The organism is Pseudomonas macauensis (assembly GCF_047902425.1).
Classification (GTDB): Bacteria; Pseudomonadota; Gammaproteobacteria; order Pseudomonadales; family Pseudomonadaceae; genus Pseudomonas.
Genome location: NZ_CP138377.1, coordinates 2,670,544 through 2,687,267, shown reverse-complemented (window position 1 = coordinate 2,687,267; position 16,724 = coordinate 2,670,544). Strand labels below are relative to the sequence as shown.

Sequence of the window (16,724 nt, the reverse complement as noted above, 5' to 3'; positions counted from 1 at the left end):
AACAACCAGAGCTCCAATCGACCGCTGAGTTTTCGTGCGATACGTCCGCTTCAGGTCGGAAACGGGCGTCGATTCAGCAGTAGAGGTCGTTCTGCGTCACCGGAACTGCGCCTTGCGACGCTGGATAGCCAAACGCCCAGAGGCTCTCGCGACTACGCGAGAGCCTCTGGGATTTCCAATGCCAGGTGCCACGGATTGGCGATACGGGATCAGGCTCAGAAGCTCACGTTGAGCCCCAGGCGCAGGCCGTTGTCCTTGTAGCCGTCGCCGAACTGCCCGGAGTAACCCAAGCCCACCGTGGTGCCGCTGGCAACCTGCGCGGTTACGCCCAGTTGCGCCAACGCAGTGTCCTGAGCCAGCGGCGTGCCCTTGACGGTGAACGCGTCTCCACCGGCAAACGACAGTTGGCGCTTCGGGTCAAGGTCGTCGAACGCATGTTGCCAGCCGAGCGTGCCTTGCAACGCAAGCGGAACCGAGCCCACCGTGGTCAGCGCCGTCGAGGCGTGCAGGCCGAGGGTGCCGTAGGTCACCTCGTCCTTCTCGCTGTCGCCGCGCAGGGCTGTGCTGCCGCCGTGTTCCTTGAAGCTGTCACTGTCGACCTTGACGTACGCCAGACCGGCGAAGGGTTCCAGGGTGAAGTCGCCGGCGGCGATGGCGTAGCCCAACTCACCGAAGAGCTGCGCGGTGTTAGCGTCGTAGCTCGCCTTCTCGTGCTCGACAAGGCCGCCAGCCTGGACGTGACGGCTACTGTCGATGTCGTTCCAGGCGTGCGAGGCGCCCAGGCGCAGGTTGATGGCATCCCACTGCCCGGAAGCGAACAGCGTCAGCGAGATGCTATCGATCTCGGCCGAGGAGCTGCGAGCGTCGACGTCGAGATTGCTGGAGCCATAGCCCGCCGCCACGCCGACGCGCCAGTTATCGCCCACCGGCAGATCGATGCCCAGCAGAGTGCCGCGGCTGTCGTGGTCCAGGCGCGCGGTGTTGCTGTTGCCGCCGTTGTCCCCCCAACCGCCGTACCCTTGCAGCCAGAAGGTCATGCCGCTGTCGGCGTCGGTGTGCAGGATGGCATCGGTCGACGCTTGTCCCTGGGCCGCGCGCAGGCGTTGGCCAATGGCATCGCGCACATAGCGGCTGTCATCGAACAAGGCGCCCTGAGTGCTGGCATGCAGCTCGCCGGAGAGGCTGTCGTAGGCGCCTTGCGCTTGCTCGACGGTGAGCGCGCTGACGGCGTTGTACAGCGTGCCCGAGCCCAGCGATTCGACGCCGGCAGCGGCCGAGCGCTGGTTGTAGGTGCGGCCGACCGCGATGAAACTGACCTCGTTGCGCTCCAGGGTCAGTTCTACACCGTTTGCGCTGTAGGCCAGCTCCGGCGTGAGGAACGCCAGGTTGCTGCTGACGCTCGCGAAGGTGCCGTTGAGCGCCTCGGCCTGGATGATGCCGTAGGGGGTGCTGGGCGCCCAGTCACCCGCGCCGGCGAGAACCTTGAGGTTGGCGCCGGCGACACTGACGGTGCCGGTAGAGATCAGCTTGTCGGAGCGGCCGTCGGGATTGGCTTCGATTTCCAGGTTCGAGTCGGCGGCGAAGTTGACGTTGCCGTCGACATGCAGGGTGCCGATGGAGTTGCCCGGGCTGAGTGTGGCGCCACTGGCGAGGTCGACGCGGCCGATGATATTGCCGTGGCCGCCGAGCAGCGCGCCGCTGGCGACCTGCACGTCGCTGGTGAGGCTCGCCGTGCTGCCGCTGTGGCCGCCGATGATCAGGCTGCCCGCGTTGACCTGGGTGCCACCGGCGACGCGGGACTGGCCGTTGAGTAGCAGCTTGCCGTTGCCTGTCTTGCGCAGGCCGCCGGCGCCGCTGAGGCTGCCGTCGTAGAGGCTGTTGGCGTTATTGCTGCCGACCTGCAGCTCGCTGCCGGAGCCCAGTGCGAGATCACCCTCGCCGCTCAAGGCGCCCAGGACGGTGATGCCGCCGACACTGACGGTAGCGGCATCGCAGACGTTCAGCCTGACATTGCCCAGGGCATTGTCGCCGCTCAGGGTCAGGCTGCCGTCGAGGATGTTCAGCGCGCCGCTGAAGCTATTGTCGCCGCTCAGGGTCAGGTTGCTGGCGCCCTGCTTGGTCAACGCACCGCTACCGCTGACGACTCCGGCCAGGCTCAGGTCATTGCTGCCGGCCAGAGTCAGTTCACCGGCGAGCGTGACGGAATTGTGCAGAGTAAGCGCCGCGCTGTTGTCCAGCGTAGTGCCGCTCGCAGCAATCAGTTTGCCGCTGCCCAGGGCGCCAGCGTTGCCCAGCACCAGCTTGCCACCATTGAGCAGGGTACCGCCGCTGTAGGTGTTGGCGCCGTTGAGCGCCAGGGTGCCGCTTCCGTTCTTGGTCAGAGAGCCGTTCCCGTTGACGTCGCCGTTCAGGGTCAAGTCGTGGCTGCCGGCCACGCCAAGTCCGCCATCGAGCCTGAGCGTATTGCCCAGGGCCAGCGCTGCGCTGTTGTCCAGCGTGGTGCCGTTGGCGGCGATCAGGCCGCCGCTGCCCAGGGCGCCGGCGTTGCCAAGCACCAGCGTGCCGCCATTGAGTTGCGTACCACCGCAGTAGCTGTTGGCCGCGTTGAGCACCAGGGTGCCGCTGTCGTATTTGCCCAGCGTAGCGCTGCCGCCGAGGGTGACGTCGAGGATGGCCGTGGCGTTCGGATCGACGCGAATCGCGGCAGTGCCCAGCGAACCGTTGACCAGGTTCAGCCCCCCTGCCGTGCCGCTCTGCAGGCGATAGCCGTTGGTGACGAATTGCAGGCCGTTGGTGGTTTGCGTGCCATTCACGGTCACGGTGCCCGCAGCGCCCTGGAACACCGCGAAGCTGTTGGCCCACGCCTGGTTGGTGGTGCCGTTGACGTCGGTCCAGTTGTTGCTGCCACTGTTCCAGGTGCCGCTGCCGCCCTCCACTGAACCGTTGGCGGTCAACAGGTTGCCGTCCCAGAACTGCACGGTGGTACCCGGCATGGACACCAGCAGGTTGACCTGGTTGGCCAGTGCGGTTTGCAGGCTCAGGTCGCCCGACGTGACGCTACCGGGCAGGCTGCCGAGGAGCATGCCGTTGTCGGTCAGGCCGCCAGCATAGTCGAAGAGACGGTACACGCCGCTGCCGAAACCGCCGGCGTCGCTGACGTTAAGGGTGCCGTCGAGGGTCAGGTCGCCGCCGACATTGACCAGCGCGCTACCACCACCGGAGCGCGGCGCGCCAAGGCCGGCATCGAAGCTGGCGTTGGCGTTGAACACCAGTGAGTTCACCGACAACGTGCTACCGCTGGCACCCGCCAGGTGACCGCCGTCGGCGATGGTCACTGCTCCGCCGAGCGAGCCGCTACCAGCCAGCGTGCCACCGTTGTTGACCTGGACTATGCCACTATCCAGCGAGCCGTTGACTCGCAGCGTGCCGGCGTTGACGGTGGTGCCGCCGGCAAGGGTATTGTTGCCGGCCAGGGTCAGTGTGCCCGTGCCGAACTTGCCAAGGAAGCCGTTGCCGGCCAGGACACCGTCGAAAATACTGCTGGCGTTGGTGCTGCCGATGCTAAGGGTGTTGCCGAACCCGATCAGTGCGGTACCGCCGCCGGTCAGGCTGGCCACGCTGCCCGAACCACCCAGGTTGAGGGTGGCGGCGTTGCCGAGATTGACCCCGGCGTTGCTACCCAGCGCCGAGTTGCCCAGCGTGGTCAGGCTGCCGGCCTGCACGTCGAAGGTACCGCTGAAGGTGTTGTCTCCGCTCAGTGTAAGGTCGGCGAGGCCGCTCTTGGTCAAGGTGCCGCCCCCGGCAATCACTCCGCCGAGGGTCAGGTTGTTGTTGCCTGCCACATTGAGGCTGGCATTGACGTTGACCTTGTTTGCCAGGACCAGCGGCGCGCTGGTACCGAGGGTAGAATTGCCAGCCACGGTCAACGCGCCGGAGCCCATGCTTGACGATGTGCCGAGGGTCAGGGTGCCGGCGTTGAGCCGCGTGCCGCCCGAATAGTTACTGCTTCCGTTGAGGGTCAGGTTGGCCGCGCCGTTCTTGATCAGCGCGCCACTACCGCTGAGCACGCCACTCAGAACCAGGTCGTTGGTGCCGGTATTGGTCAGGTTGGCGTTGAGCACTACGTTGTTGCCCATCGACACTGCAGTGTCGCTCTCCAGCGACGAGGCGCCAGCCACGGTCAGGTTGCCCAGGCCAAGTGCGCCATTGCTGCCGGTGGCCAGGGTGCCGGCATTGAGGGTAATGCCACCGAGGAAGCTGTTGGCGCCGGAGAGCGTCAGCCTGGCCGCACCGCTCTTGGTCAGTCTGCCAGCGCCATTGATCGTCCCGTTCAATGTCAGGTCGTTGCTGCCGGTGATGCCGAGGTTGCCGGCCAGGTTGATGGCGTTGCTCGCACTGAAGGCACCGTTGGCATCCAGGGTGGTGCCATTCGCGACGTTGAGGGTGCCGGAGCCCAGCGCCGAGTTCGACGCCAGAATCAATCCGCCTGCGTTCAGCGCCACTGGGCCGAGGAAGGTATTGTTGCCGCCGAGGGTCAGGTTGGCCGCGCCATTCTTGATCAGCCCGCCGCTGCCGTCGAGCACACCGCTGAGGGCCAGCGCATTGCTACCCAGTACGGTGAGACTGCCGTTGAGCATGGTGGCGTTGGCCAGGGTTACAGCGGTGTTGCTGTCGAGCTGCGTGCCAGCATTGGCGACCAACGTGCCGGTGCCCAGCGCGCTGTTATTACCGACAACCAGCGTGCCGCCATCCAGCTGCGTGCCGCCGCTGTAACTGTTGGCACCGTTGAGCACCAAGGTGCCGCTGTCGAGCTTGTTGAGGATGCCGCGGCCATTGATGTTCACGCCGAGCGTGGCAGTCACGCCTGGATCGACCCGCAGCGCCGTGGTACCGCCGCTGCCGTTAACGGCGGTCAGTTGCCCCGCCGTGCCGCTCACCACGTTGTAGCCATCGGTGAGGAACTGCATCCCGGTGAACAGGTGCGTGCCGTTGACCGATACCGTGCCGGCCGAGCCCTGGAACACCGCGAAATCACCGGCCCAGGTCTGGTTCAGCGTACCGTCGACGTTGGTCCAGTTGGTGCCGATGGCACTCCAGGTGCCGCTGCCGCCCTGCACCACGCCATTCGGGATTGTCTCGCCACCATCCCAGAAGCGGATAGGGGCATTCGGCGCGGACACCAGCAGGTTGATCTGGTTGCCGACCGAGGTCTGCACCACCATATCGCCAATGCCATAACCCGCAGGCACGCTGGCCACGATCAGGCCGTTGTCGATCAGCGAGCCGGTGTAGTTGAACAGGCGGTAGACACCCACGCCGAAACCGCCGGCATCGGTAACGTTGAGGTTGCCATCGAGGGTCAGGTGGCCACCGATCTCCATCAGCGACGATGTCGACGGCGCCGCGAGACTGGTGTCGACATTGCTGTTGGCACTGAGCACCAGCGACGCGGCGGACAAGGTGTCGCCCGAAGACAACGCCAGGCGACCACCATCGTTGATGGTCATCGCGCCCAGCGCCGATCCGTTGCCGCTAACGGTGCCGCCGTTGTTGACATTGATCTGGGCGCTGGCCAGGGAGCCGGCAAGATTCAGCGTGCCGCCGTTGACGGTGGTGTTGCCGGTAAGACCATTGATACCGGTGAGGTTCAGCGTTCCGCTGCCGACTTTGGTCAGGCCCCCGCCACCACGGAGGTCGCCGTCGAAGGTGCTGGTGCTGCTCCCTCCCCCCACGGTCAGGGTGCTACCGCTGGCGATCTGCACGCTACCGCTGCCGCTCAGTGCCTTGAGGTTGACGCTGCCGCCCAGGCCAAGGCTGGCGCCAGCATTGATATAGGCTCCAGAGGTATTGCCCAGCGCACCGCTGCCCAGGGCAATGACGCTGCCCGAGAGGATGTCCAGCGCGCCGGTGAAGGTGTTGTTGCCGCTGAGCGTCAGATCATTCAGGCCGTTCTTGACCAGGTTGCCGGCACCATTGATCGCGCCGCCGAGCATCAGGTTATTGTTGCCGGCCACAGTCAGATCGGCGTTGAGCGTGATGTTGTTGCCGAAGCTGTAGGCGCCGCCGCTGACCAGTGTACCGGCTCCGCCGACAGTCAGGGTGCCGCTGCCCAAGGCCCCGGCCGAGCCCAGTGTCAGCGTGCCCGCATTGAGCACGGTGCCGCCGCTGAACGTGTTGGCGCCGCTGAGGGTCAGGTTGGTCGCGCCGGTCTTGGTCAACGGACCTGTGCCGCTGATCACGCCACCGAGGATCAGATCCTGAGTGCCACCGACGTTCAGCCCGGCATTGAGGACGACAGAGTTGCCCAGGCTGACCAGCACTGATCGGCTGTCCAGGCTCGCCGCACCGTTGACCGTCAAGGCTCCGCTACCCAGTGCCGCGCTATTGCCGACGGTCAGGGTTCCAGCGTTCAGGGTGGTGCCGCCGACGTAGGTGTTGGTGCCATTGAGGCTCAGATTCGCCGTGCCGTTTTTCACCAGGCTGCCGGCTCCGGCGACGGTTCCGACGAGGGTCAGGTCAGCACTGCCGCCCATATTGAGCGCGCCGGCGAGGTTGATCTGGTTGCCCAGGCTGACGGCAGTGCCGGCATCCAGCGTGGTGCCGGTCGCCGCGCTCAGCACACCGTAGCCGAGGGCGGTGTTGTTGCCGACGACCAGTTTGCCGGCGTTCAAGGCGGTGTTGCCGTAGTAGGTGTTGGCGCCGTTGAGAACCAGGTCGGCGGGGCCGCTCTTGATCAAGCTACCGACACCGGCGATCACACCCGTAAGGGTCAGTTCGTTGCTGCCCCCGAGGGTCACGTTGCCGCCAAGGTTGACGTTGTTGGCCAGGCTCGATGCGATGTTGGCGTCCAGCGTGGTGCCGTGGGCTGCATTGAGCACACCGGTGCCGAGAGCGGTGTCGGAACCAACGACGAGTGTCCCGGCGTTCACCGTCGTAGGGCCGGTGTAGGTGTTGTGGCCGGTCAGGGTCAGGATCGAGGACCCCGTCTTGATCAGGTTGCTGCCGCCACTGATCACGCCGCCGAGGGCCAGCGGATTGGCCCCGCCGACGGTGAGGTTGGCGTTCAGCGCAATGGCGTTGTTCAGCGTTGAGTTGGCACTGCTGTTGAGCGTGCCGCCCGAACCTCCCACTGTCAGCGTGCCGCTGCCAAGGGCTGCAGCGTTGCCGACCGTGAGGCTGCCGGCGTTGAGCGCGGTGCCACCGGTGAAGGAGTTGACGCCATCGAGGGTCAAGTTGGCCGTGCCGTTCTTGACCAATTGGCTAGCGCCACTGATGACGCCACCCAATCTCAGGCCGTTGCTGCCGCCGAGGTGCAGGTTGCCATTGAGCGCGACGTTATTGTTCAGGCTGACGGCGGTGTTGCTGTCCAGGGTCGCGGCGCCGGCGACGGTCAGGTTACCGCTGCCAAGTGCGCCGGCGTTGCCAACGATCAGAGTACCGGCGTTCAGTGTGGTGCCACCGAAGTAGGTGTTGGCGCCGTTGAGAGTGAGATTGGCCGTGCCGTTCTTGGTCAGCCCGCCGCTGCCGCTGACCACGCCACCCAGGGTCAGGTTATTGCTGGCGGAGACGTTCAGGTTGCCGCCGAGGTTGACGGCGTTGCCCAGCGCCACCGTGGTGCTCGCGTCGAGCGTGGTGCCGGTCGCCGTGGTCAGCCCACCGAGACCCAGCGCTGTGTTGGAGCCGAGGGTCAGCGTCCCGGCATTCAGCTCGGTGCCACCGGAGAACGTGTTGGGGCCGCCAAGGGTCAGGTTCGCGGTGCCGTTCTTGATCAGTTTGCCGGCGCCGCTGATGACGCCGTTCAGGCCCAGCGCCTGAGTGCCGCCAACGGTCAGGTCGGCCGCCAATGCGACCGGGTTGGCCAGAGCCACTGCGGTGGCCGCATCCAGGGTGGTGCCAGCCGCCGCATTCAAAGTACCCGTACCGAGAGCGGTGTTGCTGCCGACCAACAAGCTGCCGCCGTTCAGTGCCGTACTGCCGCTGTGGGTGTTATTGCCGCTCAGGGTCAGGCTGGAGGGGCCGTTCTTGACGAGGGCGCCAGTGCCGGACAGCACGCCGGACAGGGTCAGGCCATTGGTGCCCTGCAGGGTCAGGCCGCCCGCGCCCAGGTTGATCGGGTTGGACAGCGACAAACCGGCATTGCTGGCCTGGAGGATCCCGCCGTTGGAGGTCAGCACACCGCTGCCGAACGCGCCATCGTTGTTGAACAGCGCGATGCCGCCATTGAGCGTGGTCGCCCCACTGACCAACGGCCCCAGCAATGTCCAGGTGCCGCTGTTGAGGGTCAGGTTGTTGAAGTTGACGTAGGTGGCGCTGGACGCCGTGCCGGTGCCGGAGGTACCTCCGACGACTCCAAGCGGGTTCTGTAGTATCAGGGTGTTGCTGCCGCCCGCACCACCGTCGATGGTCCCGGTGGGAGCGAAAGTCAGGCCGACGCCGTTCAGGCCACCGAGGCCCTGACTGGTCTGCACGCCGTCTCCGAGGTTAACGCTCGAACCGGTTATGGCGTAGAAGGTGTTGGTGCTTCCCGCGCCCAGCGACACGCCGCCGTTGATGTTACCGGCGTTGGTAAAGGTGTTGCCCGCAGCCGAGGTCTCGAACGCCACCCGGCCGTTGATCGTGCCGTTGGCCCTGTTGCTCATGTTGACCTGCGAGCCGCCGTACACGCCGACCACCGGGGTATCGGCCAGGGTGATTCCACCCACCGACAAACCGGTCGAGGTGATCGTACCGTCGTTGGTGATGTTGGTGGCGCCCCCCGCCGCGTTGTTTACCCCAATCGCCAGCCCATCGATGCTGGTCAGGCTCTGGCCGAGCAGCATGCCGGTGCCGCGAATGATCCCGCTGACGTTGTTGGTCACACTGACTGCGCTGGCGGCCCCTGTTCCGATGAACGCGCCGCCACTGAGCTCGGACACCAGGCCCAGCAGCGCCGGGTCGATGGTGCCGGAGTTGTTCAGGCTGATGTTGACGCCAGTCAGGTTGAGCACCTTGCTACCGGCCGCCGCGTTCATCTGCGCACCGGAGTTGACGTTGATCGTCAGGCCGCTCGTAGCGCTGCTGAAATCGTTGAGAAACAGCGGCAGGCTCGGAACGCCGGTACAGGTGACAGTAATGCCGGCGGTCGAACAGGTGGCTTGCGCCGGCTGGGTGAGTGAGGCCCCCAGCAGCAAGACCGGTAGCGCCAGCTTGCCGAGAGGTCGAGTGCCTTTGCGGCAGCGCTTGCTGTATTCGTGGGTGACAGTCCAGCAACCCAACGAGGCATTCCAGACCAAGGCGAAAACATGGTTCATCGCGTGCACTTCCTTGTGACTTGAAACGACTTCCCACCGCAACGGGATGGGCTGGCGTCGCGGAGCGCCAGGGCAGATCAAATCAACGCCTGTTTGATATCACTTGGCCATTTTTCGGGAATGCTGCCCTGGAGCGGTTCGAGTGCCCCCAAAGATTCACAAGAAAACGCTGATGGAGGGCGTGCAGTTCCGTAATCACGCAGGACAGTTTCAACAGCCGCTTTTGTCCGCGATGGCATGGGATGAGCCACCGCAAGATACCCAGACGCACAGGGCCACCCCATACGGCAACTGTCGTATTTTTGGCGACGGGATTACGCGATGCCCTCAGCCTGTTCAACGTCACCCTGACAGTACTGAAGGATTGCTTCATCGACAGCGCCCCGGATACAGGAGCCGGAAGCGGCGTGCAGCGCGGATCTACCTGCTCAGGCGCCGCCCCACCCTCCCTCACCGAGGGTAGCCACTGCTGCCGAACTCACCGCGCTGCCTGCCATTGCCGGGAAAAGCGTCGTCACATTGCTGCTTATGCTGATGCTTCCACCGGCGGGCACGCCCCTTTGAGCTTGCTTTCATCCTCGGTGACCAACTCCCGCAACGTATCAAGAAACAGCTTGATCACCGGCGAGTCGTCGTCCGCACGATAGGTGGCATACAGGGGCACTTCCGGCAGCGCGGGTGTCAGACGTCGAAACACCAGCCCAGCGGGCGCCATCGGCTCGATGGACGCTGGCAACAGCGCCACGCCGAAACCGGCCCGCACCAGGCTGAGCAAGGTTTGCACCTCGATCACCTGCTGGCGGATTTGTGGTGTGAACCCAGCCTTGATGCAGCACTGATAGAGGAAGTCGGCAAAGCGCGACTGCTTGAGCTCCAGCGCCACGAAGGGCTCCTGCGCCAGGTCCGCCGGCGCCAGGCTGTCGCGCCGGGCCAAGGGATGATCGGCCGGCATGACCACCCGGATCGGCTCGTAGAGCAGCAATTCATTACGCAACTGTGGATCGTCGTAACCGACCCGGAACACGCAGGCATCGATGCGTTTTTCCTTCAACGCCTTGACCTGTGCCGCGGGGGTCATTTCATGCAGGCGCCAGGACACCTGCGGATAGCGCTCGCGGAAGAGGTGCAGGGCCCGTGGCAGCACGCCGATCATCACCGAGCTGATCATGCCGATTTCCAGCTCGCCCACCTGGCCTCGACCGGTCTGGCGAGTCAAGGCCAGTGCACGCTCAAGTTGTTCGAACACCAGTGGCGCCTGCTCCTTGAGCATCTGCCCGGCCGCTGTCAACTCGACCCGATGGTGGCTGCGCTCGAACAGCGGCGTCCCCAGTTCCTCTTCCAGCAGCCGAATCTGCTGGCTCAGCGGCGGCTGGCAGATGTGTAAACGCGCGGCAGCGCGCCCGAAGTGCAGCTCCTCGGCCAGGGCCATGAAATACCGCAGCAAACGCAGGTCCATGAAGGTTACCCCAGGGTCAGTGGTGTCGAGCGCTGGCGCACGCCGGTCAGGCTGAACAGGGCATTGGCGATGGCCGGCGCCACCGCCGGGCTGCCCAGCTCACCGACGCCGCCGGGCCTGCCCGGCTCGCCGTCCAGCACCAGGATGTCCACGGCCGGCATGTCCGACATGCGAGCCACCCGGTAGTCGTGGAAGTTGCTCTGCACCACCCGCCCCTGCCTGATGTCCATGCGATCGAACAGCGCGTGGCCGAGGCCCCACATCAGGCCACCGTAGATCTGCTCTTCGACACCCGCCGGCGACACCGCCAGACCGCAATCGACCACGCAGGTGAGCTTGTCGACGCTGATTGCCCCGTCCTTTCTGGAAAGCCTGGCGACCACTGCAATAAAGCTGGTGTAGCCCTGGTTGGTGGCAATTCCCAGTGCCGTTCCCTCCGGCAATGGCTGGCCCCAGCCGGCACGCTCGGCGGCGCGTTTGAGCACCGCGACATGCCGGGGCCGTTCGTGCATGTTGGCCAGGCGAAACGCCAGCGGATCCTGCCCGGCCCCATGGGCCAGTTCGTCCATGAAGCTTTCCACGGCGAACACGTTGGGGATGAAGCTCACCGAGCGATACCAGCCGCTGGGCACTCCGCTTTCATGCCTGACCCAGGCCAGGTCCAGGTTCGCCGGGCGATAGGCGAAATCCCACGCAGTAATGGCTTCGGTGGTGCTGTAGTCCATGTGGTCCGGACGCTCGAAATAGCCCGGCTCCCACTGCTCCGGCGAGGCCGGCGATACCGCGTTGAGTTGCAAGGCGGTCAGGCGTCCGTCAGCGTCCAGAGCGCCCCTGGCCCGGTGCAAGGTGGCCGGGTGCATGAACAGCGCGCGCATTTCATCTTCGCGGCTGTTCATCAGCTTGACCGGCACCCCGGCCTGTTTCGCCAGATACGCCACCTCGAACAGCCAGTACTTGGACTCGCGCGCACCGAAACTGCCGCCGGACACCAGCTCATGGATGGTGACCCTGTCCTTGGCGATCCCACATACCTTTTCCGCGGCCTCCAACGCCGACGACGGTACCTGCACCCCGCCCCAGTAGGTGATGGCGTCGCTCGATACCTGTGCGGTGATGCACACCGGCTCCAGTGGGTTCTGCACCTTGTACGGCATGCGATAGTCGGCTTCGAGCAGCTTCGCGGCTTTCGGCCATTGCGCCGTCACGTCCCCCGCCGCCAGTGCGGTAACCCGTTGCGCGGCCTTGTCGTCGATGGCCGCTGCCTGCGCGGCCGCCAGTTGATCGCTGTCGAACCCGCCCAGGGGCGAATCGCTCCATTGCACCTGCAATAACTCGCGCCCCTGGCGGGCAGCCCAGTAGTTGTCGGCCAGGACAGCGACACCTTCCTGGTTGCCGCCCAGCACATCGGGCCTGCCCGGAATCGCGATGACCTTGCGCACGCCTGACACCTGCAGCGCCGCGCTGGAATCCAGCTTCAGCACTTTCGCCCCGATCACCGGCGCGCGCTGGACCACCGCCACCAGCATCTGCGGCAGCGTCACGTCGATGCTGTAGGTGAATCGCCCGCAGACCTTGGCCGCCGCATCCCGCTTGTGCCGCAACTTGCCGATGTACTTGAACTGCTTCGGATCCTTCAGCGTGACCTTGGCCGGTGCCGACAATTGCGCGGCGAGCCCCGCCAGTTCACCGTAACCGCAGCTACGCTGACTGGCGGCATGCAGCACCCGTCCGTCTTCGGTCGAGCAACTGTCCGGAGTGACACCCCACTGCCTGGCCGCCGCGGCGATCAGCAGCGCGCGGGCGGTCGCGCCAGCCATGCGCAAGCGCTCGTACTCCAGCGAAACGCTGGTGCTGCCCCCCGTGGAGTAAACCTTCCAGATCGGATGGATGTAGGCCTCGAAGAACGGATTTTCCGGCGTGATCACCTGCACGGTCATCGGGTTGACGTCCAGTTCCTCCGCCACGCACGCGGCCAGGGCGGTCTGGGTTCCGGTGCCGGAATCGTGCTTGTGCACCACCAGTTTCACCGTACCGTCGGGCAGCACCCGGACCCAGGCATTGGGCTCGAATTCACCGGTCGTGGCCTTGGGGGCCGCCGCCGCGTCCGTGGGCAGATACAGCGCAATCGCCAGACCGGAAGCGACGGTGGCCGCCTGCTTGAGAAAACGCCGGCGCGACGGTTCGACAGGCATGTCGTCGACAAGTCTCATCACGCCTCCTTCGGCGCGGACGCCGCACGCTTGATGGCTTTGTTGATCCGCCCGTAGGTACCGCAGCGGCACAGGTTGCCGGACATGGCGTTGCGGATCGAGTCATCGGTGACTGCCGCGCCCGTGTTGATCAACGCCGCAGCGGACATGATCTGGCCGGATTGACAGTAACCGCATTGCGGGACATCTTCGGCAACCCAGGCCAGCTGCAACGGATGCTGGCCAGTCGGCGACAGGCCCTCGATGGTGGTGATGCTGTGTCCCGCCGCGGCGGCGACCGGCAGTTGGCAGGAACGCACCGCGACACCGTCCAGGTGCACGGTACAGGCGCCGCACAGGCCCATGCCGCAACCGAATTTGGTGCCGGTGAGCATCAAGTGGTCGCGCAACACCCATAACAGCGGCATGGAAGGCGATGTCCCCGCCAGCTCGTGTCGTTCGCCGTTTACCGTCAGTTCGATCATTGTCAGGCTCCAGGAGAGCGGCCCGTCTTTGCGCGGGCCTGGTGACCGCATAGTGGGAACCCGAGGAAATTCGGGCCAGCAACGATTTCTGCCATCGTCTGTAAGCAGGACTAACAGCATGTACAAGCGATACCCGTCGGTGCAGTCCATGAGCGCGTTCATCCAGGCCGCGCGCAGCGGCAGCTTCTCGAGCGCGGCGCGCAAACTCGACCTGACCCACAGCGCGATCAGCCAGCAGATCCGGACCCTGGAAGACTTCGTTGGCCAGCCGCTGTTCGTGCGCGAAGGCGGCGGCAGCAAGCTGACCGACGCCGGGCAGTTGTTCGCCAGTGTCCTGTCAGACGGATTGGCGCAGATCGACCGGGCGCTGTCTTCGGTCAAGAACCGAAGGGTGGCGCAACGACTGACCCTCGATGTGGACAGCGAGCTGGCCCAGAGCTGGCTCAATCCACGGCTACCGGAATTGCTCGACTCGCTGCCTGACCATGAGGTGGTGCTGCTCTCGAAGCCGCGCACGGATCGCGGCGCCTTCGAGCGAGTGGACCTGGCATTGCGCTACGGCTATGGCGATTGGGAAGACTGCGAGATGACGCAGATCTGCGGTGATCGGGTCATGGCGGTGGCCTCCCCTGCGTTGATCGAGCGCCATGGACTGCAGTTGCCGATCACGCCGGCCCAGGTACTGGAGTTGCCGCTGCTGGGATACACGCGACGCTCGTGGATTCCATGGCTGGATGCGGCAGGGATGGCGCCGGTCGAACCGGGCGCACGGGTGGTGTTCGACAATGCGGCGAACCTGATCGCAGCAGCCGAGGCCGGGGTCGGCGCAGGATTGGTACGCGGCCTGCTGGCGGCGGACGCATTGCGCGCCGGGCGTCTGGTGAAACTGAACGCGGCCGAAATTCCAGCGCATTACAACCTGTATGCGGTATGGCCGCCGGGGCAAGCCGAGCGAGTGGCGCCGGTGGTCGAGGCGATCAAGCAGCTGGCTTCGCAAACACGGCGCTGACCCCGTCGCCGGCACGCCAGCGGCCGGCGGCAAAACCACGAAAGCAAGAACCCCATCAGCCGGAATGGGCGGACACCATCGGTTGGTGCCCCCTATGGCAGCGTGTTCCTTGCAGGTTGCGAGCACACTCGCTCCCAGGCTGCCCTCGAAAACGCCGCTTCTCCATGGCGGGGAAGCGACGCTTTCCCCGGGTCGGCCTTCCCCATATCGAGCGCATATCAACACCCCTCCCAATTAATATTGTACGAACGCCTCACCGCCTTCCAATACTCCCCCCCCAGCAGCCAGCGTCCCACGTCGGATGCGACCAGGCGGGGGAATGCGCACGTCTCTTGCGCATAGAAACGGCCGATTTTCCGGGACGTGGTTGCTGCGAACCGCAAGGTTCCCTTCCCGCTATCAGGAGATCGACTTCAATGATCATCGATATCAGCTGCTATCCAACCGATCAGGTTGACCTAGCCTGGCGGCATGACGGCGACCCGTTCACCGGCGAGCGTCTGCTGGAGATGATGGATGGCCCGTACATGGTCAACGGCAAGCCTCGCCGCATCGACAAAGCCTTCATCCAGCCGCCGCAAGGCAACACCATCTACACCTGGACCGACGGCGAACTCAGCGGTCGCGAATCCATCGACGCCTACATGGCCTACACCCTGAAGATGGTCCAGACCTACCCGGACCGCTTCATCGGCTGCTTCGTCTACAACCCGCGCTGCGGCGTGGAAAACGGCGTCGAAGCGATCGAGCGCTACGTCAAGGAACACGGCTTCAAGATGGTCCAGATGCAGGCCAACATGCACGCCTATCGTCCGGACCGTGCGCTGGACTGGGTGCGCCCGGCCTTCGAGAAATGTGCGGAACTGGGTATCCCGGTCAAGCTGCACACCGGCGATGGGCCTTACAGCATCCCATCGGAATGGGTTCCGATGATCAAGGAGTTCCCCAACGTCGATTTCATCATGGCCCACTTCGGTGTGCAGACCGGTGGGGTCTACGTGTTCGAGCCGATGCAATGGGCGATGGAACTGCCCAACGTCTACTGCGAGTCGGGCTGGTGCCTGCAATCGCGGATCGTCGAGTTCGCCAAGGTCCTGCCGACGCACAAGATCCTCTTCGGCACCGACACGCCGCCGAACGAGCCGGGCATGTGGCTGCGCCTGCTGGAAGTGCTCTGCCATGAGCCGCCCCAAGGTCTGAACCTCGATGAGGACACCCTCGAAGACTACCTGGGCAACAACACCGCACGGATGATCGGGCTCGAACCGACCCCGCCGCCGCGTTCCGTTTCCGAAGCCGAGGCGCAACTCAAGCGCCCTGTCACCACTCAACTGGCCAGGAGCTGAACCGATGATCATCGATACCCATCTGCACCCCACCAACCTGGTCGACGAGGCCTGGCGCCACACCGGCGAACCCTTCACCGGCGAGCGCATGCTCAAGCTGATGGACGGCCCTTACATGATCAACGGCAAACCACGCCGCATCGACATGGGCTTCATCCAGCCGCCACCGGGCAACACCGGCTATCGCGACGGCAACCGCCGGGGCCGTGAAGGCGTGCGCGACTACATGTCCTATGTCGCCGAACTCTGCGTGAAGTACCCGGACCGCTTCATCGGCAACTTCACCTTCAACCCGCGCTGGGGCCCGGAAAACGGTGCGGCGGAGCTGGAATTCCACGTCAAGGAATACGGTTTCAAGATGCTCAAGCTGCACGCCAACATGCACGGCTACCGCCCGGACCGCGCACTCGACTGGCTGCGCCCGGCCATGAAGGTCTGCGCCAAGTACAACATCGTGGTGCTGATCCACACCGGCGACGGGCCCTACACCATCCCGACGATGTTCTACCCGATCATCCGCGAGTTCCCGATGGTCAACTTCATCATCGGCCACTTCGGTATCCAGACCGGCGGCAATTACTCGTTCGAGGCGTTCTGGATGGCGATGGACACGCCGAACGTCTACTGCGAGTCCGGCTGGTGCTTCCAGTCGCGCATCGTCGAGTTCGCCAAGGACCTGCCGCGCAACAAGATCGTGTTCGGCACCGACTCACCGCCGAACGAGCCCGGCATGTGGCTGCGAGAACTGGAAGTGCTGTGCTCGCCTGCTCCCCAGGGCCTGGGGATCGACGAGGACCACCTTGAGGACTACCTGGGCAACAACATCGCCCGGTTGTGCGGCATCGAGCCTACACCGCCACCCAAGGACCTGATCGAGGCGGACCTCCGTCTGAGCACGACCTACCTGTAACACAGCGGCAACTTCCAGGCGCACAGATGAACCGGCGTT

General features: G+C 64.9%; 7 protein-coding genes and 1 pseudogene. 4 read left to right on the top strand and 4 right to left on the bottom strand.

The features are described from left to right. Positions 1–215: 215 nt before the first annotated feature. Positions 216–9,290 (bottom strand): autotransporter-associated beta strand repeat-containing protein, encoded by a 9,075-nt coding sequence (locus tag SD196_RS12570; protein WP_416311562.1) that lies wholly within the window; start codon positions 9,288–9,290, stop codon positions 216–218. Positions 9,291–9,613: 323 nt separating this feature from the next. Here SD196_RS12570 and SD196_RS12565 point away from each other — a divergent pair. Continuing rightward, positions 9,614–9,694 (top strand): annotated as a pseudogene (locus SD196_RS12565) (hypothetical protein); the annotation flags it as partial. Between the two features lie 122 nt (positions 9,695–9,816). Here SD196_RS12565 and SD196_RS12560 read toward each other — a convergent pair. The 3 genes from SD196_RS12560 to SD196_RS12550 are packed head-to-tail and all read right to left on the bottom strand — an operon-like array spanning position 9,817 to position 13,420. Continuing rightward, on the bottom strand, positions 9,817–10,746 hold the full coding sequence (locus SD196_RS12560) for a LysR substrate-binding domain-containing protein (protein ID WP_416311561.1): 930 nt from the start codon (positions 10,744–10,746) through the stop codon (positions 9,817–9,819). A 5-nt stretch (positions 10,747–10,751) separates the two neighbouring features. After that, positions 10,752–12,956: a molybdopterin cofactor-binding domain-containing protein gene (locus tag SD196_RS12555; protein WP_416311560.1), complete on the bottom strand. Its 2,205-nt coding sequence runs from the start codon at positions 12,954–12,956 to the stop codon at positions 10,752–10,754. Then, entirely contained in the window at positions 12,956–13,420 is a 465-nt protein-coding gene (locus SD196_RS12550; RefSeq protein ID WP_275607351.1) for a (2Fe-2S)-binding protein, read from the bottom strand. Before SD196_RS12550 ends, SD196_RS12555 begins: the two co-directional genes overlap by 1 nt. Positions 13,421–13,568: 148 nt before the next feature. Between SD196_RS12550 and SD196_RS12545 the strand changes: the two genes are divergently transcribed. From SD196_RS12545 to SD196_RS12535, 3 genes are all read left to right on the top strand, one after another. Then, complete coding sequence (locus SD196_RS12545) at positions 13,569–14,429, top strand: LysR substrate-binding domain-containing protein (RefSeq protein WP_331314567.1); 861 nt, start codon at positions 13,569–13,571, stop codon at positions 14,427–14,429. Between the two features lie 416 nt (positions 14,430–14,845). Beyond that, a complete protein-coding gene (locus SD196_RS12540; RefSeq protein ID WP_275607353.1) occupies positions 14,846–15,775 on the top strand; it encodes an amidohydrolase family protein in 930 nt (309 codons plus the stop codon). 4 nt (positions 15,776–15,779) lie between these two features. Continuing rightward, on the top strand, positions 15,780–16,685 hold the full coding sequence (locus tag SD196_RS12535; protein WP_275607354.1) for an amidohydrolase family protein: 906 nt from the start codon (positions 15,780–15,782) through the stop codon (positions 16,683–16,685). Positions 16,686–16,724: the final 39 nt, after the last annotated feature.